At 57.5% G+C, this 24402-nt stretch carries 22 protein-coding genes; 8 read left to right on the plus strand and 14 right to left on the minus strand.

The features are described from left to right. Window positions 1-72: 72 nt before the first annotated feature. The 3 genes from glpA to glpC are packed head-to-tail and all read left to right on the plus strand — an operon-like array spanning window position 73 to window position 4095. Complete coding sequence (gene glpA / locus ACJ9N4_RS06250; RefSeq protein WP_411500351.1) at window positions 73-1701, plus strand: anaerobic glycerol-3-phosphate dehydrogenase subunit A; 1629 nt, start codon at window positions 73-75, stop codon at window positions 1699-1701. Further along, complete coding sequence (gene glpB, locus ACJ9N4_RS06255) at window positions 1691-2908, plus strand: glycerol-3-phosphate dehydrogenase subunit GlpB (RefSeq protein ID WP_182272106.1); 1218 nt, start codon at window positions 1691-1693, stop codon at window positions 2906-2908. The genes glpA and glpB overlap by 11 nt, the downstream gene beginning before the upstream one ends. Beyond that, on the plus strand, window positions 2905-4095 hold the full coding sequence (gene glpC, locus ACJ9N4_RS06260) for an anaerobic glycerol-3-phosphate dehydrogenase subunit GlpC (protein WP_182272107.1): 1191 nt from the start codon (window positions 2905-2907) through the stop codon (window positions 4093-4095). Before glpB ends, glpC begins: the two co-directional genes overlap by 4 nt. Before the next feature lie 34 nt (window positions 4096-4129). On the opposite strand, the gene ACJ9N4_RS06265 is transcribed toward glpC, so the two are convergent. The 4 genes from ACJ9N4_RS06265 to tctD all read right to left on the minus strand — a co-directional run bounded on the left by ACJ9N4_RS06265 (window position 4130) and on the right by tctD (window position 8168). Further along, window positions 4130-5329, minus strand: coding sequence for a nicotinamide mononucleotide deamidase-related protein YfaY (locus ACJ9N4_RS06265; RefSeq protein WP_182272108.1), 1200 nt, complete (start codon window positions 5327-5329; stop codon window positions 4130-4132). Between the two features lie 94 nt (window positions 5330-5423). Further along, window positions 5424-5966 carry a YfaZ family outer membrane protein gene (locus ACJ9N4_RS06270; RefSeq protein ID WP_182272109.1) on the minus strand — a complete coding sequence of 181 codons (543 nt, stop codon included), beginning with the start codon at window positions 5964-5966 and terminating at the stop codon, window positions 5424-5426. Window positions 5967-6097: 131 nt separating this feature from the next. Then, window positions 6098-7507: a sensor histidine kinase gene (locus ACJ9N4_RS06275; RefSeq protein ID WP_182918699.1), complete on the minus strand. Its 1410-nt coding sequence runs from the start codon at window positions 7505-7507 to the stop codon at window positions 6098-6100. Then, on the minus strand, window positions 7494-8168 hold the full coding sequence (gene tctD, locus ACJ9N4_RS06280; RefSeq protein WP_182272111.1) for a transcriptional regulator TctD: 675 nt from the start codon (window positions 8166-8168) through the stop codon (window positions 7494-7496). The genes ACJ9N4_RS06275 and tctD overlap by 14 nt, the downstream gene beginning before the upstream one ends. Window positions 8169-8309: 141 nt before the next feature. On the opposite strand from tctD, the gene ACJ9N4_RS06285 reads away from it, so the two are divergent. Genes ACJ9N4_RS06285 through ACJ9N4_RS06295 form a run of 3 tightly spaced genes read left to right on the plus strand, consistent with a single transcriptional unit; the run spans window position 8310 to window position 11259 of the window. After that, window positions 8310-9290 (plus strand): Bug family tripartite tricarboxylate transporter substrate binding protein, encoded by a 981-nt coding sequence (locus ACJ9N4_RS06285; protein WP_182918701.1) that lies wholly within the window; start codon window positions 8310-8312, stop codon window positions 9288-9290. 11 nt (window positions 9291-9301) lie between these two features. Then, window positions 9302-9733 carry a tripartite tricarboxylate transporter TctB family protein gene (locus tag ACJ9N4_RS06290; RefSeq protein ID WP_182272113.1) on the plus strand — a complete coding sequence of 144 codons (432 nt, stop codon included), beginning with the start codon at window positions 9302-9304 and terminating at the stop codon, window positions 9731-9733. Between the two features lie 11 nt (window positions 9734-9744). Beyond that, window positions 9745-11259, plus strand: a complete 1515-nt coding sequence (locus tag ACJ9N4_RS06295; RefSeq protein WP_182918702.1) for a tripartite tricarboxylate transporter permease — start codon at window positions 9745-9747, stop codon at window positions 11257-11259. Here the strand turns inward: ACJ9N4_RS06295 and menE are convergent, their stop codons facing one another. From menE to ACJ9N4_RS06335, 8 genes are all read right to left on the minus strand, one after another. Next, window positions 11260-12621: an o-succinylbenzoate--CoA ligase gene (gene menE, locus ACJ9N4_RS06300; protein WP_182920053.1), complete on the minus strand. Its 1362-nt coding sequence runs from the start codon at window positions 12619-12621 to the stop codon at window positions 11260-11262. Beyond that, complete coding sequence (gene menC / locus ACJ9N4_RS06305; RefSeq protein ID WP_182918703.1) at window positions 12618-13583, minus strand: o-succinylbenzoate synthase; 966 nt, start codon at window positions 13581-13583, stop codon at window positions 12618-12620. Before menC ends, menE begins: the two co-directional genes overlap by 4 nt. Further along, window positions 13583-14440, minus strand: a complete 858-nt coding sequence (menB, locus tag ACJ9N4_RS06310; RefSeq protein ID WP_014071092.1) for a 1,4-dihydroxy-2-naphthoyl-CoA synthase — start codon at window positions 14438-14440, stop codon at window positions 13583-13585. The genes menC and menB overlap by 1 nt, the downstream gene beginning before the upstream one ends. Continuing rightward, window positions 14437-15213 carry a 2-succinyl-6-hydroxy-2,4-cyclohexadiene-1-carboxylate synthase gene (menH, locus tag ACJ9N4_RS06315; RefSeq protein WP_182918704.1) on the minus strand — a complete coding sequence of 259 codons (777 nt, stop codon included), beginning with the start codon at window positions 15211-15213 and terminating at the stop codon, window positions 14437-14439. Before menH ends, menB begins: the two co-directional genes overlap by 4 nt. Then, complete coding sequence (gene menD / locus ACJ9N4_RS06320) at window positions 15210-16880, minus strand: 2-succinyl-5-enolpyruvyl-6-hydroxy-3-cyclohexene-1-carboxylic-acid synthase (RefSeq protein ID WP_182272117.1); 1671 nt, start codon at window positions 16878-16880, stop codon at window positions 15210-15212. The genes menH and menD overlap by 4 nt, the downstream gene beginning before the upstream one ends. Window positions 16881-16968: 88 nt before the next feature. Next, entirely contained in the window at window positions 16969-18264 is a 1296-nt protein-coding gene (gene menF, locus ACJ9N4_RS06325) for an isochorismate synthase MenF (RefSeq protein ID WP_182918705.1), read from the minus strand. Between the two features lie 98 nt (window positions 18265-18362). Then, window positions 18363-18668: a stress response protein ElaB gene (elaB, locus tag ACJ9N4_RS06330; protein WP_182272119.1), complete on the minus strand. Its 306-nt coding sequence runs from the start codon at window positions 18666-18668 to the stop codon at window positions 18363-18365. Between the two features lie 53 nt (window positions 18669-18721). After that, window positions 18722-19183: a GNAT family N-acetyltransferase gene (locus ACJ9N4_RS06335; RefSeq protein ID WP_182918706.1), complete on the minus strand. Its 462-nt coding sequence runs from the start codon at window positions 19181-19183 to the stop codon at window positions 18722-18724. Window positions 19184-19254: 71 nt separating this feature from the next. Between ACJ9N4_RS06335 and rnz the strand changes: the two genes are divergently transcribed. Together rnz and ACJ9N4_RS06345 are read left to right on the plus strand one after the other, a co-directional pair. After that, complete coding sequence (gene rnz / locus ACJ9N4_RS06340) at window positions 19255-20172, plus strand: ribonuclease Z (protein ID WP_182918707.1); 918 nt, start codon at window positions 19255-19257, stop codon at window positions 20170-20172. 64 nt (window positions 20173-20236) lie between these two features. Next, window positions 20237-21241 (plus strand): chemotaxis protein, encoded by a 1005-nt coding sequence (locus ACJ9N4_RS06345; RefSeq protein ID WP_182272122.1) that lies wholly within the window; start codon window positions 20237-20239, stop codon window positions 21239-21241. Between the two features lie 96 nt (window positions 21242-21337). Here the strand turns inward: ACJ9N4_RS06345 and nuoN are convergent, their stop codons facing one another. Further along, on the minus strand, window positions 21338-22795 hold the full coding sequence (gene nuoN / locus ACJ9N4_RS06350; RefSeq protein ID WP_182272123.1) for an NADH-quinone oxidoreductase subunit NuoN: 1458 nt from the start codon (window positions 22793-22795) through the stop codon (window positions 21338-21340). Window positions 22796-22802: 7 nt separating this feature from the next. Next, window positions 22803-24332: an NADH-quinone oxidoreductase subunit M gene (gene nuoM, locus ACJ9N4_RS06355; RefSeq protein ID WP_182272124.1), complete on the minus strand. Its 1530-nt coding sequence runs from the start codon at window positions 24330-24332 to the stop codon at window positions 22803-22805. Window positions 24333-24402: the final 70 nt, after the last annotated feature.

Raw genomic sequence — 24402 nt, forward strand, 5'->3', positions numbered from 1 at the left:
TTATGTTCGAAATCAAACAAACCACAGTTTTGATGTGGCTAAATGGTAAAAAAACGAACACGAGGGAAGACAATGACAATTCACGATCCTCGCTACAGCGATGTGATTATCATTGGTGGTGGTGCGACCGGTGCCGGGATCGCGCGTGATTGCGCACTGCGCGGGTTAAGCGTTACGCTTCTGGAACGTCATGATATTGCGACGGGTGCAACCGGACGCAATCATGGCCTGCTGCACAGCGGCGCACGCTATGCCGTCACCGATGGCGAATCCGCACGCGAGTGCATTGCCGAAAACCAAATCCTCCGACGCATCGCCCGCCACTGCATCGAGCCGACCGACGGTCTGTTCATCACGCTTCCCGAAGACGACCTGGCATTTCAGTCGACGTTTATAACCGCGTGCCGCGCGGCGGGTATTCAGGCTGAAGCTATCGACCCTGCCCTCGCGCGTCGTATCGAGCCTTCCGTTAACCCGATGCTGACCGGTGCAGTTAAAGTCCCTGACGGTACCGTTGATCCCTTTCGCCTGACCGCCGCCAATATGCTGGATGCCCGCGAGCACGGGGCGCGTATTCTGACCGGACACCAGGTAACGGGACTGATCCGCCAGGGAAATACCGTCCGTGGTGTACGCGTTTTCGACACGCAATATCAGGAACACAGCGAGTTGTATGCCAGCGTGGTCGTCAATGCCGCGGGGATCTGGGGGCAGCACATTGCAGAATACGCGGAACTGTCCATCCGCATGTTCCCGGCCAAGGGTTCACTGCTGATCCTCGATCACCGTATTAATAACCATGTGATCAACCGCTGCCGTAAACCCTCCGACGCCGATATTCTGGTGCCCGGCGACACCATTTCGCTCATCGGCACCACCTCAACTCACGTCGACTACAGCGAGATCGACGACAACCGGGTAACGGCTGAAGAGGTTGACATTCTGCTTCGTGAAGGGGAAAAACTGGCTCCCGTGATGGCCCAGACCCGCATTCTTCGCGCTTACGCGGGCGTGCGCCCGCTGGTGGCCAGCGATAACGACCCAAGCGGACGCAACGTCAGCCGCGGTATCGTGCTGCTCGATCACGCACAACGTGATGGCATGGAGGGTTTTATCACCATTACGGGCGGCAAGCTGATGACCTATCGCCTGATGGCGCAATGGGCCACCGATGCCGTCTGCCGCAAACTTGGCAACACCGGGCCCTGCGTAACGGCGGAGCAACCGTTGCCCGGTTCGCGCCAGACGACCGAAACCACGTTGCAAAAGATCATCTCTCTGCCCGCCCCCCTGCGCGGCTCGGCCATCTATCGCCACGGCGACAGAACGCCGCAGTGGCTGGGTGAAGGGCGTCTTAGCCGCAGCCTGGTGTGCGAGTGTGAAGCCGTTACCGCCGGTGAAGTGCAATATGCCGTGGAGAACCTGACTGTCAATAATCTGCTCGATTTACGTCGCCGCACCCGCGTCGGAATGGGAACCTGTCAGGGCGAACTGTGTGCCTGCCGCGCCGCCGGGCTGCTGCAACGTTTTCACGTCACCACCGCCACCCAGTCGCTTGCACAACTCAGCGATTTTTTAAACGAGCGCTGGAAAGGTATTCAGCCTGTCGCCTGGGGTGATGCCCTGCGCGAAAGCGAGTTTACCCGCTGGGTCTATCAGGGACTTTGCGGTCTTGAGAAGGAACAACACGATGAAATTTGATACCACGATCGTCGGCGGCGGACTGGCGGGTTTACTCTGTGGCATCAGGCTCACGAAACAGGGGCTGCGCTGCGCCATTATCACCCGGGGTCAGAGCGCCCTGCATTTCTCGTCTGGCTCTCTGGATCTGCTGGACGCCGCATACCACGACACGCTGCCGCCAGAACATCCCTATAGCCTGACTGGCATGCACAATATTCCCCACTTCGCCCATGAAGCGGAACGGCTTCTGGCGGAGTGTGGCGCGCGGTTACAGGGCAATGCCCGGCAAAATCATCAGCGCGTCACACCGCTTGGTACCCTGCGATCCGCCTGGCTCAGTCCGGAAGAGGTTCCCGTCGCGCCCGTCAGCGCAGCGCGCGTGCTGGTGGTTGGGATCAGCGGTTTTCTTGATTTCCAGCCCCATCTCGCGGCGGCATCGCTCTGCCAACAAGGCGTTAATGCAGAGACAGCGGAGATAGACCTTCCTGAGCTTGATGTCCTGCGCGACAACCCAAGCGAGTTTCGGGCGGTGAATATCGCCCGGCTGCTGGATAATGAGGACAAATGGCCACTGCTGTATGACGCGCTCAGGCCGCTCGGTGAAAAATGTGACGCGCTGTTTATGCCTGCCTGCTTTGGTCTGACGGACAACCGCCTCTGGCGCTGGCTGTCGGATCGCCTGCCCTGCACTCTCGGCTTACTGCCAACGCTTCCCCCTTCCGTACCCGGCATTCGCCTGCATAACCAGCTTCAGCGCCAGTTTATTGCTCAGGGCGGCGTGTGGATGGCGGGTGACGAAGTGAAAAAAATCACCCTCACGGAGGATGCGGTGAGCGAAATCTGGACGCGCAACCACGGTGATATCCCCCTTCGCACACGATTTGCAGTGCTGGCCAGCGGCAGCTTCTTCAGTAACGGGTTACTGAGCAGCCGCGAGGGCATCCGGGAGGCCATTCTGGGACTGGATGTGCGGCAAAGCCCCTCCCGTGCAGACTGGTATCAGAGTGATTTCTTTGCCCCACAGCCCTGGCAACAGTTTGGGGTCATCGTCGATGAACATCTGCATCCGCAGCTCGCAGGCACCCCCATCAATAATCTCTATGCCATCGGCTCGATTCTGGGGGGTTACGATCCCATCACTCAGGGCTGTGGCGGCGGTGTCTGCGCCGTGACGGCACTCTATGTTGCCGGACAAATCTGCCAACGCGTGGAGGCGGAACAATGAACGATACCCGTTTTGAAAGCTGCATTAAATGCACGGTCTGTACGACGGTCTGTCCGGTCAGCGGCGTGAACCCGAATTATCCTGGCCCGAAACAGGCCGGACCGGACGGGGAACGTCTGCGCCTGAAGGACGGCGCGCTGTATGATGAAGCGCTGAAATACTGCATCAACTGCAAACGCTGTGAAGTTGCGTGCCCGTCGGATGTCAAAATCGGCGATATCATCCAGCGCGCCCGCGCGCGTTATAGCAGCCAAAAACCGACGCTGCGCGATGCCATTCTTAGCCATACCGACCTGATGGGCACGGTGTCGACACCTTTCGCCCCATTGGTGAATGCCGCCACATCGCTGAAACCGGTGCGCCAGTTGCTTGATGCGACGCTTAAGATAGACCATCACCGCAGCCTGCCAAAATATTCTCACGGTACCTTCCGTCGCTGGTACAAGTCCGTGGCGACAGAACAGGCGCAGTTTACCGATCAGGTTGCCTTCTTCCACGGCTGCTACGTGAACTACAACCATCCGCAGCTGGGTAAAGACCTGCTGAAAGTGCTGAACGCAATGGGAACAGGCGTGCAGTTGCTTAACAAGGAGAAGTGCTGCGGTGTTCCGCTGATTGCCAACGGTTTTACCGACAAGGCACGCAAACAGGCCAAAAGCAACGTCACATCCCTGCGTGAGGCGATTGTCGACAAAGGTATTCCGGTACTGGCGACCTCCTCAACCTGTACCTTCACGCTACGCGATGAGTACCCACATCTGCTGGATGTGGATAACAGCGGCCTGCGGGAACACATTGAGCTGGCGACACGCTTCCTGTGGCGCAAACTGGACAGCGGACAAACGTTACCGCTCAGGAAATTACCGCTGAAAGTGGTGTATCACACACCGTGTCATATGGAAAAGATGGGCTGGGCGCTCTATACGCTGGAGCTGCTGAGGATGATCCCGGGGCTTGAACTGACGGTGCTGGATTCGCGCTGTTGCGGAATTGCAGGAACCTACGGCTTTAAGCGTGAAAACTACGAAACCTCTCAGGCCATTGGCGCACCCTTGTTCCACCAGATTGAAGAGAGTGGAGCCGACCTGGTGGTGACAGACTGTGAAACCTGCAAGTGGCAGATAGAGATGTCCACCAGCAAGCGCTGCGAACACCCTATCACCCTACTGGCAAAAGCGCTGGGCTAAGTGGTGCCGGGGGAATATGCCCCGGCAACACCGCTTATTCGACAAACAATGACTCAACGATGTTAATCCAGCCGTGATCGCTGGCGACCTCTTTGCCGTTCAGCCAGCGGCGCAGCATGTTCAGCGCCATCATGGCACATACCTCCTGACGCACCACCAGACTGTGGCGGGTGATCCCCATTTTCACCCGCAGTGCATGCGTGCCTTCCGGCGTCGCCAGGGCGAAATTAAGGTGCTCATCATCGACACCGCCCACGGCCAGCGCCAGCCCGGCGAAATGGTTCACCCTGCGCTCAGACGCCCAGCGAGCCGTCTGTGCCAGCGTCTCTTGCTGGAACGGTACAACTTCGCTGGCCAGCAACGGCGCACTGGCACGCGAAAGCTGCAGCGCCAACAGCCCTGCGGTGAACTGCTCACTTAAGGTCACGCTCAGCTGGCGGGATTGCAGATGGCGGGCAATCTGTGCAGGCAACCCTTCCGTCCCTTCAAAGATCAGACTCTCACCCGCCACGCGTTGCACCTCTGGCCATAGCGCCAGCATAGCGGCCTTCTGCGTTGCCGGGCCTGTCAGCTTCAGCTCGATGATTGGCATGGAGGAGCGATACCCCATCGATACGTCCGGCGGCAGCGGCAGGTGGTCAAGACTTTGGGCCAGATCGCTTTCAGAGCGGCCAAAGGTGGTCAGACGCAGGCACAGCGGTGGCTCCGGCAGGGTAAAACGTTCGCGCAGACGCGGCAGAATTTGCTGCTCGACCATCACTTTAAATTCAGACGGCACGCCCGGCGTGAAGAACATCAGACAGCGATTCAGCTTAACGGCAAAACCGCAGGCGGTACCGACGGGGTTGTCGATAAGTTCCGCACTGGCCGGAATTTCAGCCTGTTTGCGGTTGCTGGGGGCCATGACGCGCCCACGCTCCGAAAAGAAGCGCGCCATCTGCGCCAGCCACGCTTCATGCAGCACCAGTTCTTCGCCTTTGGCCGTCGCGGCAGCCAGCGCGCTGAGATCGTCGCTGGTGGGGCCAAGTCCGCCGTTCACAATCAGCACGTCAGCGTGCTCACTGCGTTCGCGCAGAATATTCACCAGCGAATCAAGATTGTCGCCCACCGTGTTGCGACGCGTTAACGGTAATCCCTGCTCAAAGAATAAATCGGCAAGCCAGGCGGCATTGGTATCAATAATTTGCCCATGCAGCACTTCGTCGCCGGTGGATAACATTTCCACGTTTATCATTGTGTTCTCCCACTTCTATGGTCAAAACACTATAGCGCAATTGATTGCGGGAAGAAGAGAGAAACTGGCGCGACAGAACGCCGCGCCGGAGTGGTTAGAAACCTGCGCTCACACCCACATACGGGCCATCTGCCAGCGCATTGTCACGGTTACCGTCTTTACCCGCCAGGTTCAGATAGCGGTAGCCTGCTTCAATGGTGATTGGACGCATGATAGTCCAGCGCGCACCGGCGTTGGCTTCTTCATAGCTTTCAATGCCGCTGGAGAGTGAATCCGGAGAATAGTAATACTCGCCAAACAGACCGAAGCTGTCGCCAATTTTCCACTGCAGGCCGCCACCGACTGCCGCCGCGTAACCTTCGTCGCCGTCATTCGGATTGGTGTAAACGCCTTTACCGCCCACGGTTGCCAGGAATGGGCCAAGAGGAATGTTCAGACCGAGACCGAGGCTGGCTGCATCGCCGTCGTCATCGTTATGCGTCCAGCCGCCGCTCATCGCCAGACCGGAGGTTTCTGTGCCCATGCCAAAGCCCAGGTGGGTGTAATCCTGACCAGCCGAGCCGTTGATGCTAATGGCGTTAGCCGCCGCAGAAACAAACATCAGGCCGCTGAGGCCCAGTAATGCCACTTTTTTCATTGTCGTGATCCCACACAAATTATTTAGAGATGTCCCAAAAACCGCGAGATTTTAACCTGAGTCAGCCCGGGATCAATGTACTCTGCGTGCGTCAGACAATTAGATTGTAACGATATGATACTTTCCGGTTTTTACATCAGCAGTAAAAACCGCATTTTCACACTCAGTCCCCCCAGGGTTTCACTGCGCGTAAGCTGAAGGTGGCTCCTGTGCAGCCGGGCAATATCACCGGCCAACGCCAGCCCAATCCCCGACCCGGCCACCTCTCCGACGTTGTCCAGCCGGTGAAATGGCTGCATCGCCTGGTGCATCAGATGTTCATCAATCCCCGGGCCACTGTCTTCCACGCGCAGTTCCACCGCACCGTTATCTGCACGCAGGTAAACCGTCACAATCCCCTGTTCCGGGGTGTATTTGATGGCATTCTCCAGCAGGTTGGCACAAAGCTCCCCCAGTAGCACCTCATCGCCATCTATCATGACCGGCTGTTGAACACCCTCATACCCGAGATCAATTGCCTTACTCCGCGCCTGCGCCAGCCTGGAGAAGCAACAATGCTGTACCACCTGAACCAGATCGACAGGCGCAAACTGGCGCTCCCCCTGCTCTTTACACTTCACCGCAGAGAGCTGAAGCAAACGCTCAGTCAGCAGAATGGTGTTATCCAGCGTAACGTTCATCGCCCGCAAACTCTCCTGCCACAACGCCGGATCGTCACGCGTCAGGGCAACCGAAACCTGCGTTTTGAGCACCGCCAGTGGAGTTTTGAGCTGATGAGAGGCATCGGCGTTAAAGCGTTCCTGCCGTGAAAGCACCCCGCGCAGTCTGTCGATATAACGGTTAAACGCGACAATCAGCAGACGCGTTTCTGACCAGGGCAACAGCTCCGGCAGTGGCGCAAGCAGACCAGGTTCACGCCGTACCATCAATGTTGAAAGCTGACGCATCGGACGCAGTACGCGGCGCAACAGCCACGCGGTAAGGACGAGCGTCAGGAGCACCAACAGACCCTGAGTGACCCAGGACGAAAAGAGCAACTGGCTGGCAAGATAGCGACGGGACTGGAGCGTTTCGGCGATGTAGATCTCTGCCATCCCCATGATATTGCCCTCATTGACAGGCTGAAGCAGCCGGGCGACGCGGATGGCCTGCCCGCGATACTCCGTGTGATAAAACCATGCCAGCGCCGGATAAAGCGTCGTGCGTGATGTTGCGGGCGGCATCTTCGGCAAATCGTCATAACCGGAGATCACCCGCCCGTCAGGGTCGACCACTTTGTAGTAAAGCCGGTCATTCATATTGAGTTCAAAACTGTCGAGCACCACCCAGGGAACGTTGACCTCCAGCCTGCCGTTATGCACCACCAGCCGCTCTGATACCGTGCGGGCAGAGGATAACAGCGTTCGATCGTAAGCCTGAGTAGCCGCCTGTAGTGCGCTGACGTAGCTGTTAAAGGCCGAGAGTCCCCACAGCAACAGCAGTGGCAACCCCAGAAAGAGCAGCAATTGCAGGTAAAGAGACTGCGGTTTAACCCACTTCATCGCCACACTCCAGAACGTAACCCAGCCCTCTCAGCGTGATTATCCGTACCCCGCTGCCGCTCAGTTTTTTACGCAAGCGATGAATATAGAGATCAATACTCTCCGGGCTCACGTCGTCGTTCAGGCTGAACACCTGATCAAAAAGCTGTTGGCGGGAGACGGGCCGTGTTCGGCGGTACATTAATACTTTTAGTAAAGAGAGCTCGCGCGGCGTCAGCGAGAGCGGCTCATCGCGCAGCAGAAAGAAACCGTCGTCATCGTACTCCAGCTCTCCCAGACGCTGGCGCTCCAGGGTTCGGCCTTCACTTCTGCGCAGCAGCGCACGCAGGCGCGCGTCAAGCTCCTCCAGTTCGAAAGGTTTCGGCAAATAGTCATCCGCCCCGGCATTGAGTCCTTTCACCCTGTCCGCCACGTTGCTACGGGCGGTCAGGAACAGCACCGGCAGCGTTTGTCCGCGCTTTCGCAGACGTTGCACTACCTCCAGACCGTCAAAACCAGGCATCCCGATATCGAGGATAGCCACCGCATAGCGTTCCCCCTGCAGGAGATGGTCAGCCGCACGCCCGTCGCTCACACAGTCCACGGCAAAGCCTCCCTGTACCAGCGCCTTCTCCAGCCAGTGAGCCAGCTCGTGATTATCTTCTGCCAGTAAGAGACGCATATCACATCCTGTAAAGTTCGTGTCGCATTGAAAGGGAAATGAAAGGTTAATGTTTTAACAATCACGCAACGGAATCGCCACAAGGCGGTTCACATAATCAGAAAAAACACCCGTACCCGTCATCCTGCGTGAGGATAAACGATGAAAAAACAATTACTTTCGGCCTTTGCTGCAAGCGTATTCATGATGAGTGCCTCTGTCGTCCAGGCGCAGGATGCGCCGTCCCGTACCGAGTGTATCGCTCCGGCCAAACCCGGCGGCGGTTTCGATCTCACCTGCAAACTCATCCAGGTTAGCCTGCTGGAGACTGGCGCTATCAAAAAGCCGATGCGCGTAACGTATATGCCTGGCGGCGTGGGGGCAGTGGCCTATAACGCCATCGTGGCGCAACGCCCGGCTGAAGCGGGCACTGTGGTTGCCTTTTCCGGTGGTTCACTGCTGAACCTGTCGCAGGGTAAATTTGGCCGCTATGGCGTCGATGACGTGCGCTGGCTGTCTACCGTCGGCACGGATTACGGCATGATTGCCGTGCGGGCAGACTCCCCGTGGAAATCGCTGAAAGACTTGCTGACCGCGATGGAAAAAGATCCCAACAGCGTGGTGATTGGCGCAGGGGCGTCTATTGGCAGCCAGGACTGGATGAAAGCGGCACTGCTGGCGCAACAGGCAAAGGTCGACCCACACAAGATGCGCTACGTCGCATTTGAAGGCGGCGGTGAACCGGTCACGGCGCTGATGGGCAACCACGTGCAGGCGGTATCCGGCGATCTCAGTGAAATGGTGCCTTACCTGAGCGGAGATAAAATTCGCGTGCTGGCGGTCTTCTCCGACAACCGTCTGCCCGGTCAGCTGGCAAACGTCCCTACCGCAAAAGAGCAGGGCTATGACCTGGTCTGGCCGATTATCCGTGGCTTCTTTGTCGGGCCAAACGTCACCGACGCTGAATACCAGTGGTGGGTGGACGAGTTTAACAAGCTCCAGCAAACCGAGGAGTTCAAAAAACAGCGCGATTTGCGCGGGCTGTTTGAGTTCAACCTGAACGGCAAACAGCTGGATGAGTATGTCAAAAAGCAGGTGAATGACTACCGCGAGCAGGCGAAAGCCTTTGGTCTGGCGAAATAACCGGAGGCGCTATGAGCGATCGTATTTTTGCCGGGATATGGCTGCTGCTCTGCACTGGCGGGTTATTCGTTGCCTGGCAAATCCACAGCGAATACAGCTATGAACCCGTGGGGCCACGCCCCTTTCCGATGGGCATTGTCGGCCTGATGCTGCTCTGCTCGGTGGCCCTGTTACTGCGCCATCCTGATACCGTGGACTGGCCGCCACGCCGTACTCTGCAACGCCTGCTGGTCATGGTGGTTGTGCTGCTGATGTACGCGTGGGGGTTTGAGTGGCTCGGCTTCCCGATTGCCACCGCCATTCTGACGATGGTGATCGGCATGTTGTTTAACGCCACGCTGCCTGCGGCGGGAATTTCGGGGGCGATGCTGGGCATTTTACTGTGGTACGCCTTCGACCGCCTGCTGGACGTGACGTTACCCCTTGGGGCATGGTTTAACTAACGGAGCTCGCTATGGATACCTGGATTTATCTCTCTCAGGGGTTCGCTGTGGCGATGACCCCGGAAAACCTGGTGATTGCCCTGATCGGCTGCTTTGTCGGAACGATTGTGGGCCTGTTGCCTGGCCTGGGGCCAATTAACGGCGTCGCGATCCTGCTGCCGCTGGCGTTTGCCCTGCACCTGCCTGCGGAATCCGCACTGATCCTGCTGGCAACGGTCTACATCGGCTGCGAATACGGTGGCCGCATCTCGTCGATCCTGCTGAACGTGCCAGGCGATGCAGCGGCCATTATGACCGCGCTGGACGGTTACCCGATGGCGCAACAGGGACGCGGCGGCGTGGCGCTCTCTATTTCTGCCGTCAGCTCGTTCTTCGGGTCGCTTATTGCCATTGGCGGCATCATTCTGTTCGCCCCTGCGCTGGCCCAGTGGTCACTGGCGTTTGGCCCTGCAGAATATTTTGCACTGATGGTGTTCGCTATTGCCTGTCTCGGCAGCATGATGGCGCAAAACCCGCTGAAATCGTTTTTATCTGCGCTGATTGGCTTAGGGTTAGCCACCGTCGGAGTGGATGCCAACACCGGGGTTTATCGTTTTACCTTCGACAGCGTTCACCTGTCCGATGGCGTGCAGTTTATCGTTGTCGTGATTGGTTTGTTCTCGGTCTCGGAAATCTTACTGATGCTGGAGCATACCAGCAGCGGGCAAACGCTGGTACGTAAAACCGGGCGGATGCTTTTTAATGCCAGAGAGGGAGCGCAGTGCATTGCCACGACGCTGCGCTCGTCAGTCATTGGCTTCTTCGTTGGTATTTTACCCGGTGCCGGAGCCACCATTGCCAGCGCCATCACCTACATGACCGAGAAAAAGCTCAGCGGCAATAGCGACAGCTTCGGCAAAGGGGATATTCGTGGCGTCGCCGCCCCGGAAGCGGCCAATAATGCCTCGGCCTGCGGTTCATTTATTCCGATGTTGACGCTTGGTGTACCGGGCTCTGGTACCACAGCGGTGATGATGGGCGCACTGACGCTCTATAACATCACCCCCGGCCCGGCGATGTTTACTGAACAGCCGGATATTGTCTGGGGTCTGATTGCTGCGTTGCTGATCGCCAACGTGATGTTGCTGGTGATGAACATCCCGCTGATTGGCCTGTTCACCCGCATGTTGACCATTCCGCTGTGGTTCCTGGTTCCCGCCATCGCAGCCGTTTCTGCCGTCGGGGTATATGCGGTACACAGCACCACGTTCGATCTGGTGCTGATGGTGCTTCTTGGCGTGCTGGGCTACATCCTGCGCAAGATGCACTTCCCGATGTCACCGCTGATTTTAGGTTTTGTGCTGGGGGAAATGCTGGAACAAAACCTGCGCCGCGCCCTCTCCATCAGCAACGGCAACCTGTCGATTCTGTGGGACAGTAGCGTGGCGAAAGTGCTGCTGGCGATGGCGATAATGGTGATTGTGGTGCCGCCGGTGTTGCGCCTGTTGCGCAGACGCCAGCGCAAACCGCAGCCGGAAGGGGGGTGATTACCCCTTCGACTGATCATTCACCCACTGTGTTAACGCCTGGCGGGATATTTTAATCCCGCCATTTTTTAGCCCGGCCGGTAGTGCCAGCCAGCGCACCGGCTGCTGAAAACGCGCCAGCTTATCCCGAACCCAATCAGGAAACAGCGTAATGTCCGTTCCCGGTTCACACTCCACCACCGCAACAGGGCGCTGGCCGAATTCAGCGTCGTCCAGCGGGACGATGAACACCTGGTTTATCTGCGGATGGGTGGCAATGACACGCTCAAGCGTTTCTGGCTGGATCCCCTCCCCACCGCTGAAAAAGAGATTATCCATACGCCCGAGGATCGTCAGGCGGCCATCGCGCAGTTCACCGCGATCGCGGGTGGCAAACCAGCCCTGCGCATTCGTCAGCGGAAGCAACGCCCCATCCCGCCAGTAGCCTGCAGCCATGCTTTGCGCATTAAGCCAGATTTCCCCTTCCACTACCTGCACATTTCTGCCCGGTAGCGCACAGCCGACATCCGGCTCACCGTCTGCCTCTTTGGCACACACGGTGGAAGCAAACTCCGTCAGACCGTAGCCACAGAAAGTACGAATGCCCTGCTCGCGGGCCTTTTGCGTGAGTTCAACGGGGATCGCCGCGCCGCCAAGCAGCACAGCTTTCAGCGCGATACGCTGGTTCGCATTGAGCAGACGCCAGAGCTGCGTCGGCACCAGCGAGGCGTGAGTACACCCCTGCAGCGCCTGCTCCAGGGGTTGTTTTTCGCGTACGGTTAACCGCGCACCAGCCTGCAGCCAGCGCCATAAAATGCCCTGACCGGAGACATGAAAAAGCGGCAGTGACAGCAGCCAGTCATCGTTATCACGGTAAGGCATCAGCGCCAGAACACCTTTGGCACTGGCAAGGTGTGCTGCACAGGTATGCACCGCCGCCTTAGGCAACCCGGTAGAGCCGGACGTCAGCGTCATGGAGGCCAACCGCTCCGGCTGCCACGACGCGACATATTCGCCTGGCTGTGCGGCCATCTGCAACGCAGTAAGCCCTTCGTAGATGCCGTCCAGCACCAGCGCAAAGCGCAGCGTCATCTGCGGCAGCAACACGTCCAGCAACGGACGCGGCAGCTGCGGGTTAACCGGAAGAATACGCGCCCCACACTGGAGCAGTGCCAGCCACGCGAGCAACGTCTGCGGGTGGTTGTGGGCGAGCAGCATGACACCATCACCTTCCTGCACACCCTGATGGTGAAAACCTGCTGCAAGGCCATCCACGCGATCGCCCAGCTGTTGCCAGGTGAGCGTCTCTTCGTCCAGGCGCAGCGCCGGTTTCCCTGGGCATTGTGCGCGCCAGTGCCGCCACGGCCAGTCGGTAAAACTCACCACAGCGGCTCCAGCGCCTCAACGCCGGGACACGGCAGCGTACTGTCCGGCCACTGGCGGATAAGCTGGGTTTGCATCAGGTTCAGCGTGTCCAGGCCAGGAAGGGTATCTGGCGTCAGCCAGGCGGCAATGCGCGCCAGCTGTGTCAGCCCAAGGCTGGATTCGATGGACGAACTGATCACCGCCGTCAACCCTAACGCATGGGCTGCAGCCACCTGCTCACGCACTTTCGCCAGACTGCCGGTCAGCGTCGGTTTAATGACCACCGCACTGACGCCCGGTTCAGCGACGAACTCGAAATCAGTCTCACGCAGACTTTCATCCCAGGCGATAGCAATACCCGTTTCACGGGCAAAAGCGCGGGAGTCCTCACGGGTTTTGCACGGTTCTTCCAGAAACGCAATACGGTTGCGGTATGCAGGATTGACGTATTTGGCGAACTGTTGCGCCTTGAGCGGCGTCCAGGCGCGGTTGGCATCCAGACGCAGGTGCAGGTCAGGGATCGCTTCCAGCAGCAGGTTCGCCACCATGCCGTCACGCACCGCCTCGTAGAGGCCGACTTTGATTTTCGCCACTTTCTCACCTGGCATGGCGGAAAGCAGCGCGAACAGCTCATCCGGATCGCCGGTACAGAGCGGTGCGGCACGGTAATTCGCCTTTTCAGGCAAACTACCGTCAAGCTCCGCCAGTGCGCAGCTGATGCCAAAAGCTACAGAAGGCACATCTGGCAGCGCTGGGTTAGCCCCTTCGCGCCATTCGCTCACCCACGCCATCAGTTCGGCCTGAGCCTCCTCCAGTGTCTCCAGGCTAAAGCCCGGCAGGGGCGAGATCTCCCCCCACCCTTCCTGCCCATCCTGCTGCAGGTGGATAAACACACCGTCACGGGTTTTTAACCGCCGTTCACGCAGCACCACGCCCGCGTCCATCGGTATCTGCCAGCGGTAAACCTGCGCGCGACGCATTACGGGTTCCGTTTGTATTTGCTGAAGTCCGGCTGGCGTTTTTCGTTAAACGCGTTGCGTCCTTCCTGACCCTCTTCGGTCATGTAGAACAGCATGGTGGCATTACCCGCCAGCTCCTGCAGACCCGCCTGACCATCGCAGTCGGCGTTCAGGGCGGCCTTCAGGCAACGCAATGCCATTGGGCTGTTTTGCAGCATCTCACGACACCAGCGCACGGTCTCTTTTTCGAGGTCGGCAATCGGTACCACGGTGTTAACCAGGCCCATGTCCAGCGCTTCCTGGGCGTTGTACTGACGGCACAGGAACCAGATTTCACGGGCTTTTTTCTGCCCGACAATGCGCGCCATATAAGAGGCACCCCAACCGCCGTCGAAGGAACCCACTTTCGGGCCGGTCTGGCCGAAGATAGCGTTTTCTGCGGCAATGGTCAGGTCACACATCATATGCAGCACGTGGCCGCCACCAATGGAGTAGCCAGCCACCATCGCCACAACTGGTTTTGGACAGGTGCGGATCTGGCGCTGGAAATCGAGCACGTTCAGGTGATGCGTACCCGCGTCATCCTGATATCCGCCGTAGTCGCCGCGTACTTTCTGATCGCCACCGGAGCAGAACGCTTTGTCACCTTCACCGGTCAGAACGATCACGCCAATGTTGTCGTCGTAGCGCGCATCTGCCAGCGCCTGAATCATCTCTTTTACGGTCAACGGGCGAAACGCGTTACGCACCTGCGGACGGTTGATGGTGATTTTGGCAATGCCGTCCGCTGATTTATGGTAACGAATGTCGGTGTAGCCTTCAGAGCAGTCTTGCCATTCAACCGGTGCATACAGCATTTGTTCATCAGGATAGATCATAGAGTGTCCTTTATTCGAAGACGCAGTATCTGAGCCAGACTCGCGGCAACTGCCCCCGGATTTTCCCGGTGGGCGTTGTGTCCGGCATGAGGGATCACATGGCGCATGGCGTTCAGTTCCGCAGCAATGGCCGCGAACTTTTCATCACGTTCACCATATAAATAGTAAAAAGGGAAATCGCGCGTGCTCAGCGCCGCACGTAAATCTGGCTGCACGGCCAGTGAGGTAGCCTCAAGCATCATCGCCAGCATCGTGCCGCTGTTCTGGCTGCGCAGGGTAACAAGCGCCCTGCGCTGCATGTCCGTCAGGGAAGCAAACACGGACTGTTGATACCAGTCGGTGAAGACGTTACCCAGCGCTTCAGTGCGAAAACGCGTTGCCCAGTGCCGATCGGAGCCGAGCCGCATACGTCGCGCATCGGCATCCTGCAGGCCTGGATGTCCGCCTTCCACCGCCACCCCGCACAGCCCAGCTGGCTGCTGACAGGCATGGAACATCGCAATGCGGCCACCGAGGGAGTACCCCACCAGCCAGTAGTTAAGTATGTTGTAACTAAGCAGGGTTCGGGTGAGTACATTGCTCATCGCGTCGAACCCCGTCACAGCAATACCGGCAGAGCCACCGTGTCCAGGCAGATCGAGGTATAACCGGGGATAATCGCTGAGCGTCTCCCCGACGGTCTGCCATTCACGACAATCCCCGGAAAAACCGTGCAAAAAGACCAGCCAGGGGTAGCCTGGCTTTCCGGGCTGTTGCACTCCAGAGAGGATCACAGATGGCTTACCTGTGCCAGCAGGGTTTGCAACCGTTGTGCGCCGTCTGAATCGTTCACCACCAGCTCAATGAGTGTTGCCCCCGGCTGTCGCCAGGCGGTGCTCAGTGCAGCATCCAGCGCTTCCCAGTTTTCCGGGCGATGGTATTTCAGGCTGAACATCGCTGCAGCATGTTCGAACTGCACGTTCTGCGGCATCAGGTAGAAGCGCTCACGTTCGCTCTGCGGCGTTGGCAACAGGGAGAAAATCTGCCCACCATTGTTGTTGACCACTATCAGCACAAACGGTGCCGAGACCTGACGCAGCAACGCCAGCGCATTAAGGTCATACAGCGCGGAGAGATCGCCCACGACAGCCAGCGTCGATTTCGCACTGGCGCGCTGCACACCTGCCGCCGTAGAGATCAGCCCGTCAATGCCGCTGGCACCACGGTTGCTGTAAACCGGATAACCCGCAGGCAGCTTCGAGAACGCATCAATCAGACGCACCACCAGACTATTGCCGACAAACAGCTGCCCTTGCTCTGGCAGATACTGACGAATTCGGTGCGCCAGCTCTGCTTCACCAAAACCTTCGCACTGCGCTTTGGTGAGCTCCCACGCCTGACGTGAAAGTTCCGGGACGTCAACCGCCCAGGGTTTGCGTTTTTCAGCCGGATGCAGGGCAAGCCAGGCATCAATCTCGCTGACCAGACGGCGACCGCGGTGGTGCGCCGGATCGAGCCGCCCTTCCAGCGGATCGACCAGCCAGTACTCCTCCGGCTCGCAGGCCGCCTGCCACTGGAGTAACCGCTTACCGGTCAGACTCGCCCCCAGTTGAACCACAATCTGTGCCTGTGAAAGCTCTGTCACCGCTTTTATGTTACCCAACCAGAGGTCGGCGCAGGGCAGAGGTTGACCCGTCTGGGAAAGGACGTCGCCAATCAGTGGCCAGCCGAGGGTTTGCGCCCATTCCGCAACCAGCTTGCCTTCTGCAGCACTCATACGCCCGGCAATAATCACGCCGCGCTTTTGTCGCCAGAAGAACCAGTCGCGTTGTTTTGCACTTTCCAGATGCGTCTGTTCGCGCAGCCACGGTTTTTCGTCGTGCCACCAGTCACCGAGGGCGTGCTGCCAGTCAAGACCTGTGTCGTCCATTTCGCCGTACAGCGGCTCGGCAAACGGACAGTTGATATGCAGTGCACCGCTGCGCAATGTCTCCATTGCGTGATCGAGCGTCGACACCAGCCAGCGTGCCGGAATGTCCTGAGTCGGGCGAGGTAACGACACCGTCTGTGAGGGGTGCGAGGCAAAGATGCCCGGCTGACGAATGGCCTGATTGGCACCACAGTCGATAAGCTCTGGTGGGCGGTCAGCCGTCAGTACGATCAGTTTTTCACCGGTTAACCCGGCTTCAATAATTGCCGGATAGAGGTTCGCAACCGCCGTGCCGGAGGTGACAATCACCGCCACCGGTTCTTTACTGACTTTCGCCAGGCCTAACGCCAGATGGCCCAGGCCGCGTTCATCAAAATGGGTGTGGTGAATAAATGCCCGGTTTTCAGCCGCCGCCAGCGTCAGCGGTGTGGAGCGAGAGCCCGGTGCAATACACACGTGCCTGACGCCACGGCGAGTCAGGGCTTCAAGGATCACCGTCGCCCAGCGTCGGTTAAAAGAACTTACTGACATGAGATTGTCCGGTATCAAGAATGCGACACAGTATAAATAATAGAAAAATTTGGAATTTTGATATGAATCGGGAATGCACGAATCAGTATTAATCCCTAAGGAGCAGAGAACGCAGCCCAGCGGCTTTGTTTTCTATCTCCTGCCACTCTTGTTCCGGGTCAGACCCGCTGACAATTCCCGCCCCGGCGTAGAGCCGCAGCGCAGCATCGCGGACGCGCGCAGAGCGTAATGCCACGCAGAACTCACTTTGGTCGGGCGATAAATACCCGGCAGATCCGGCGTACCACTCGCGGTCGAAGGGTTCAACGCGATGAATAAACTCACGCGCCGCCTGGCGCGGCAGCCCGGCGACGGCAGCCGTTGGCTGCAGAACATGCAGACATTGTTCATCATCCGCATGTTTTAGCTCAGTCCAGATGCAGCGACGCAAATGCTGCACCTTACGCAGCCGCACAACCTGAGCTGGCAACACCTCCAGCGTATGGGTATGGTGTTGTAATCGCTCGCAGATATCCTCCACGACCAGCATATTTTCACGCTGATTTTTGTCGTCTTTCATCAGCCATTCGCCCAGACGCTGCGCCTGTTTATCATCGCTATGGCTGCTCACTGTTCCCGCCAGAGCCTCGGTACGCAATAACGTACCGCGACGCCGCCACAGTCGTTCGGGCGTGGAGCCGAGAAAAGCGTTACCGGCATCGAATACCATGCAGAAATGGTAGCAGTTTAAATTCAGGGCGCGACTCGCCGCCATCAATGCGACAGCGTTAACCGGCTGATTGAACTGCAAATCGGTTGCCCTGGCGAGCACCACCTTTTCAAAATCGCCGCGGGCGATGGTCTCTGTTGCCTGGCGGATAAGACGTAACCATTCTGATTTTTGCGGCTGATGCGTTTCCTGCATAACCTGAACCGACAGCGGGCGAATCGGTCTGGCATCACGGAGCTGTTGTAAAAAGTCCAGCGCGGCGCGGGCATCGCCCTGGAGCGAGCTGTCGCTCCACAGCTGAAGGCGTAAGGTGGCAACCCCGGCAAAACGCCGCCAGAGCAGACGCGGTAAAAACAGACTGCCCTGCTCCGGGTTAAAGGCGTTAAGGCCGCAGATTCGGGTGTCATGTGCCGCATTGTGCGTGTGTAAAAACCGCGAAGCAGAGGCCAGGGATGAAAAATGGGTGACGGCACCGAGTGCGGCCAGTTCCTCATCACCGTTACGCTGCTGCCAGTAAAACTGAGGGTAACAGGACTGAACGCCTAACCAGGCCAGAGGGTCAAACGCGTCGTTTAACGGGAAAGAGACGTCGAAATGGCATAAACCCGCTGTAGCAGGTAACGCATGCGCAAGCTGACTGCGCAGACGTTCCAGCGCGATGGAAATCGAATGCACGCGAACCTCTCCCTGTTAAAACCTCATATTATACGGGGTACTGACCATAAATAGCAGTACCCATGTATAGGGAGCGGTTAACGGTTTGCATCAACACATTAGCGGCGAGCTAAAAGCAACCCAAGCACCAGCCCAACGGCTGCACCAACGCCAATACTATGCCAGGGGTTTTCATGTACGTAGTCATCGGTACGGTAAACCGCACGTTTTGCACGGTAGTAATAGGTATCAGATGCCTGGCTGACGCGTGATTTCACCTCATGCAGTGCCTTTTCGGCGCGCTCTTTTAGCTCGATATACTTCTGGTCGGCCGGATCGCCCGACGAACGCAACACCTCTTCCAGGGTTTCGCTCAGCAAGGCGAGGTCGTCATCGATACGGGTATCCCAGGATTGAAATGACATATTTTTCTCCATGTTAGTACACCAGTCCGCTAACTATAGCCAACCACACATCATTACGCCTGCTTCATCTCCCGCGCCATTCCGATGTGTGGAATGCCATCTTCGTCATACACGTCCGTCACAGGAGTAAACCCGAAGTGACCATAGAAGGGCTGTAGGTGCGCCTGCGCCCCCAGATATAACGCCTTGTCCGGCCACTGTTTTTGGCAGGCATCCAGGGTTTTCTCCATCAGCTGATAACCCAGTTTTTCACCCCGTGCGTGGCCGCTGATGATGACGCGGCCAATGACGACAGGCTCAAAATCGTCCTCACTTTTCAGGATCCTCGCATACGCGACCAGTTCGTTATCCCGCCAGCCGAGGATATGGCGGTTTTCCCCGAGCAGGTCATCACCATCGATGTCCTGGTACGGACAGGTTTGCTCGACAACAAACACTTCGCAACGCAGTTTGAGCAGCGCATAAAGGGAATGAATAGTCAGTTCACTATGGTGTAAATCTTGCCACTGGATCATGTCTGTCTCCTTCCTGGGTTTCCTCACGTTATACTAGACCCCTCCCCATTCGGCAAAGGGCTGATTGCGTTATGGAACTGATTTTTCTGGGTACGTCTGCTGGCGTGCCAACCCGCTCACGGAATGTGACCGCGATCCTGCTGGATTTGCAGCACCCAACCCGTGGCGGGTTGTGGCTATTTGACTGCGGCGAAGGAACACAGCATCAGCTGTTACGCACCACTTACCACCCGGGTAAGCTGGATAAAATCTTTATCACCCATCTGCATGGCGATCACCTGTTCGGCCTGCCTGGCCTGCTGTGCAGCCGCTCGATGGCCGGGAACCCCAACCCCCTGACCATTTACGGGCCTGCGGGTATTCGTGAATTTGTTGACACCACGCTGCGCCTGAGCGGTTCGTGGACAGATTATCCGCTGGAAGTGGTTGAGATTGCCGAAGGCTGGGTCTATGACGATGGGTTTTATAAAATCGCTGTCCAGCCGCTTAACCACCCGGTGGAGTGCTACGGCTACCGCATAGAGGAATATGACAAACCAGGTACGCTTAACGCTGCCGCGCTCATGGCCGATGGCGTTAAGCCCGGACCGCTGTTCCAGCGTCTGAAGCTGGGCGATACCGTCACGCTGGAAGACGGACGAAGGGTAAACGGGCGGGATTACCTTTCCGCGCCACAGCCGGGTAAGAAACTGGCGATTTTCGGCGACACAGCACCTTGCCCATCCGCCCTCCATCTGGCCCGGGGAGTGGATGTGATGGTGCATGAAGCCACGCTGGAAACGGCGATGGAAGAGAAAGCTAACGGTCGCGGTCATAGCTCAACGCGTCAGGCCGCACAGCTTGCCCGTGCAGCGGACGTCGGGAAATTGATCGTCACCCACGTCAGCTCGCGCTATGACGCCCGGGGCTGTGAAAGCCTGCTGGCGGAATGCCGGGAGCTGTTCTCAGAATGTGAGCTGGCCGAAGATTTCGCTCAGGTCAGCGTTTAGTCCTTCATTTTTTCCTCAGGATGCCGATAACGATTAAAAGGCCAGCATTTCACTTGAGGGTAGAATGGATAATTTCCAGAAAGATATTGATGACAGGGCGAATCTCACCCTGTCGAACCGTTTTGAACTGTTGCTGTTTCGCCTCGGCACCTCTCTGAACGAAAACAAATCCGAACTGTTTGGCATTAACGTCTTTAAGCTGCGAGAAATTGTGCCAATGCCGGAGTTCACAAAACCCGCTGGCATGAAGTCACCGCTGATGGGGATGGTCAATATTCGCGATCAAGTGATCCCGGTAATTGACCTGGCCGCTGTCGCCGGTTGCAAGCCAACAACCGGACTGAACATTCTGCTGATCACGGAATATGCCCGCAGCGTACAGGCGTTTGCCGTGGAGTCTGTCGAAAATATTATGCGTCTGGACTGGAAGCAGGTTCACGCCGCAGAAACCGCCGTCAGCGGACGTTACATCACCAGTATTGCCTGCCTGGACGAAAAGACTGATACCAACGATCTGGCAATGGTGCTGGACGTTGAGCAGATCCTGTATGACATCACGCCGGCCAATCACGATTTGCACGCCACCAATCTGAAGACCACCAAATTCAACATTAAGCCAGGTGCCGTCGCGATTGTCGCGGAAGATTCCAAAGTGGCGCGCTCGATGCTGGAAAAAGGTCTGGAAGCGATGGAAATCCCGGCGCAACTGCATATCACCGGTAAAGACGCGTGGGAAAAAATCGGTGTCCTGGCGGCACAGGCTCAGGCAGAAGGTGTGCCAATCACCGATAAAATCGCCCTGGTACTGACCGACCTCGAAATGCCGGAGATGGACGGTTTTACGCTGACGCGCAAAATCAAAACTGACCCGGTACTGAAAGATATTCCGGTGGTGATCCACTCTTCTCTGTCTGGCAACGCCAACGAAGACCATATTCGTAAGGTGAAGGCCGACGGTTACGTAGCGAAGTTTGAGCTGAACGAGCTGTCATCGGTGATTGAGGAAGTGCTGGACCGTTCGATGAAGAAGATTGACGGGCCGCTGATTAGCAGGAAGCAGCTGGCTTAAGTTCGTGCGGGCTGGTGCCCTCCCCCCGGCCCTCTCCCACAGGGAGAGGGCGAAAAGCATAAAAAAACCCGCCGAGGCGGGTTTTTTGCTTTCGCCTTACATCAGCGGCATCGCGTGTTGCACGATGGTGATCAGCGGCTGCGGGTAGATACCGAAGATCAGCACCAGCAGCGCGGAGATCAGCACCACAATCCCCCCGGCGCTGTACTGCCAGTTGGTTGGTGCATCGCGGTTGAGCTGCTGAGGCGCGCTCAGGTACAGGCTCACGGCAACGCGCAGGTAGTAGTACAGACCAATCGCGGAGCCAATAACCACCGCAGCGGTCAGCCACCACAGGTGCGCCTGCACACCAACAGCCAGCACGTAGAACTTACCGATAAAGCCCAGCGTCATCGGGATACCCGCCAGAGAGAGCATCATCACGGTCATTACCGCGGACAGAATCGGACGGTGCCAGAACAGACCACGGTAGGAGAACAGTGAATCCGCATCCGGACCACGGTACGGGCTGGACATCAGGCTCACTACGCCGAACGCGCCGAGGCTGCTGAACAGATAACCGGCCAGATACACACCAACGGTTTCCATCGACATCTCACCGCTCTGCAGCGCAATCAACGCCACCAGCAGGTAGCCCAGGTGAGAGATAGAGGAGTAGCCCAGCAGACGTTTGATGTTGGTCTGGCTCAGCGCCATCAGGTTACCGAAGATGATGGAAGCAAATGCGATAATGCCCAGCACTACGCGAACCGCTTCGCTATCACCCACCGGAGCGTACAGGAACAGACGCATCACCACGCCGAAGATAGCGATTTTGCTCGCCGTCGCCAGGAAGGTGGAAACCGGAGCCGGAGCACCCTGGTATACGTCTGGCGTCCACAGGTGGAACGGAACCAGAGACAGTTTAAAGCCGAGACCGACAATCATCATGCCCAGACCCGCCAGCAGCAGCGGTTCGTGCAGCATGCCGTCGCCGAGGCTCTTACCGAGCGCCACGAAGGAGAGGTTACCGGACTGTGCATACAGCAGCGCAATACCGAACAGCAGGAAGGACGATGCAGCCGCAGACAGGATCGTGTACTTGATACTCGCTTCCAGAGAACGCTTCTGACGGAAGGCGTAACCAATCAGGCCGAACAGCGGCAGAGAGATAAGCTCAATACCGAGGAACAGCGCAGCCAGGTGGTTCGCATTCGCCAGCAGAATGCCGCCCAGTGCGGCAATCAGTACCAGCAGGTAAAACTCTTCTTTGTTGTCGTTGTAGCCTTCGAGCCACGGGTACGCGAAGGTACAGGTTGCCAGGCTCGCCAGCAGCACCAGACCGGTGTACAGCATGGCATAACCGTCAACACGCATCAGCGGGGTGACATCCATCGCCCCTGCCTGGCCAACAAACCAGAGAGAAACCAACGCAGCGTTCAGGCCCAGAACGGACAGGGTCGCATTCAGGAAGTGATTGCGTCGCCACGCAATGGAGAGCATCACAACCACCACCGTCAATCCGACGATCAGCAGCGGTAGCAGCGCGATCAGTTGTTGTGGAGTTAAAGTCATGAGCGAATTACTGCCTTGTAGTAGAAACAGAATTAACAAACCACTGCTGGATATTGCTCATCGCGGAATGCGAGGTATCCAGAATCGGCTGCGGGAAGAAGCCCAACAGCACCAGCAGTACGACCAGCAGCAGGATGATGAACAGCTCACGCAGCGACATCCCCGGCAGTTCTTGTGCAGCAATTTCGCTCTTCGCTTTACCGAAGTAAGCACGGTGCAGCATCGCCAGCGAGTAAACGGAAGCGAACACCAGACCAAACGTGGAGATCACGGTAATTGCCGGAACAACCTTGAAGCTGCCGAACAGAATCATGAATTCGCCAACGAAGTTACCGGTGCCAGGCATACCCAGAGTGGCAACCGCGAAGAACATAGACATCGCTGGCAGCCATTTCATTTTGCCCCACAGGCCACCCATCATACGCATGTCACGGGTGTGCAGACGTTCGTACAGCTGACCGCTCAGGATGAAGAGACCGGCTGCAGACAGACCGTGCGCAATCATCTGGATAACCGCGCCCTGGTACGCCAGCTGGCTGCCGGTGTAGATAGCAATCAGCACGAAGCCCATGTGGGAAACGGAGGTGTATGCGATAAGGCGTTTGATGTCGTACTGCGTAAACGCCATCCAGGCACCGTAGAAGATACCAATCACACCCAGCCACATGGCAATCGGAGCGAACTCAGCGGAAGCGTTCGGGAACAGCGGCAGAGCGAAACGCAGCAGACCGTAGGCCGCGGTTTTCAGCAAAATGCCCGCCAGGTCAACGGAACCCGCCGTTGGTGCCTGGGAGTGCGCATCTGGCAGCCAGCCGTGCAGTGGAACCACCGGCATTTTCACCGCGAAAGCGATGAAGAAGCCCAGCATCAGCAGGTATTCAACACCGTGAGACATCGGAGTCTTCAGCAGATCTTCATAGTTGAAGGTCCAGACGCCGGTGGCGTTGTGATGAACAAATACCAGCGCCAGGATCGCAATCAGCATCACCAGACCGCTCGCCTGGGTATAGATGAAGAACTTGGTTGCCGCCGTGATACGCGTTTTACCGTCGGATGCCTTGTGGCCCCACAGCGCGATCAGGAAGTACATCGGCACCAGCATCATCTCCCAGAAGAAGAAGAACAGGAACATGTCGATGGCAAGGAACACGCCGATAACGCCGCCCAGGATCCACATCAGGTTCAGGTGGAAGAAGCCCTGGTATTTTTCGATTTCTCGCCAGGAGCACAGTACCGCCAGAACACCGAGCAGACCGGTCAGCACCACCATCAGCAGTGACAGACCGTCAATGGCCAGGTGAATCGTAATGCCGAAACGTGGGATCCACGGCAGAACGAATTCAGACTGCCACTGCGGAATACCCGCAGACTGAGTCAGAGAGTAGCCACCCTGCAACCACAGTTGCAGACCAAGCGCGAGCGTCAATCCCATAGTGATCAGCGCGATCCAGCGCGGCATCTTCACGCCAAAGCGTTCAGTCTGCCAGCACAGGAAGCCGCCGATGAAGGGAATTAATATTAGCCAGGGTAGTAACATGGCGATTTACATTCCTTTTTAAGGCCCCCAACAGGGGCCTGATTTTCAACGAATTCGAATAAAATTCACT

Source organism: Enterobacter sp. LM3 (assembly GCF_046622475.1).
Classification (GTDB): domain Bacteria; phylum Pseudomonadota; class Gammaproteobacteria; order Enterobacterales; family Enterobacteriaceae; genus Enterobacter; species Enterobacter cloacae_P.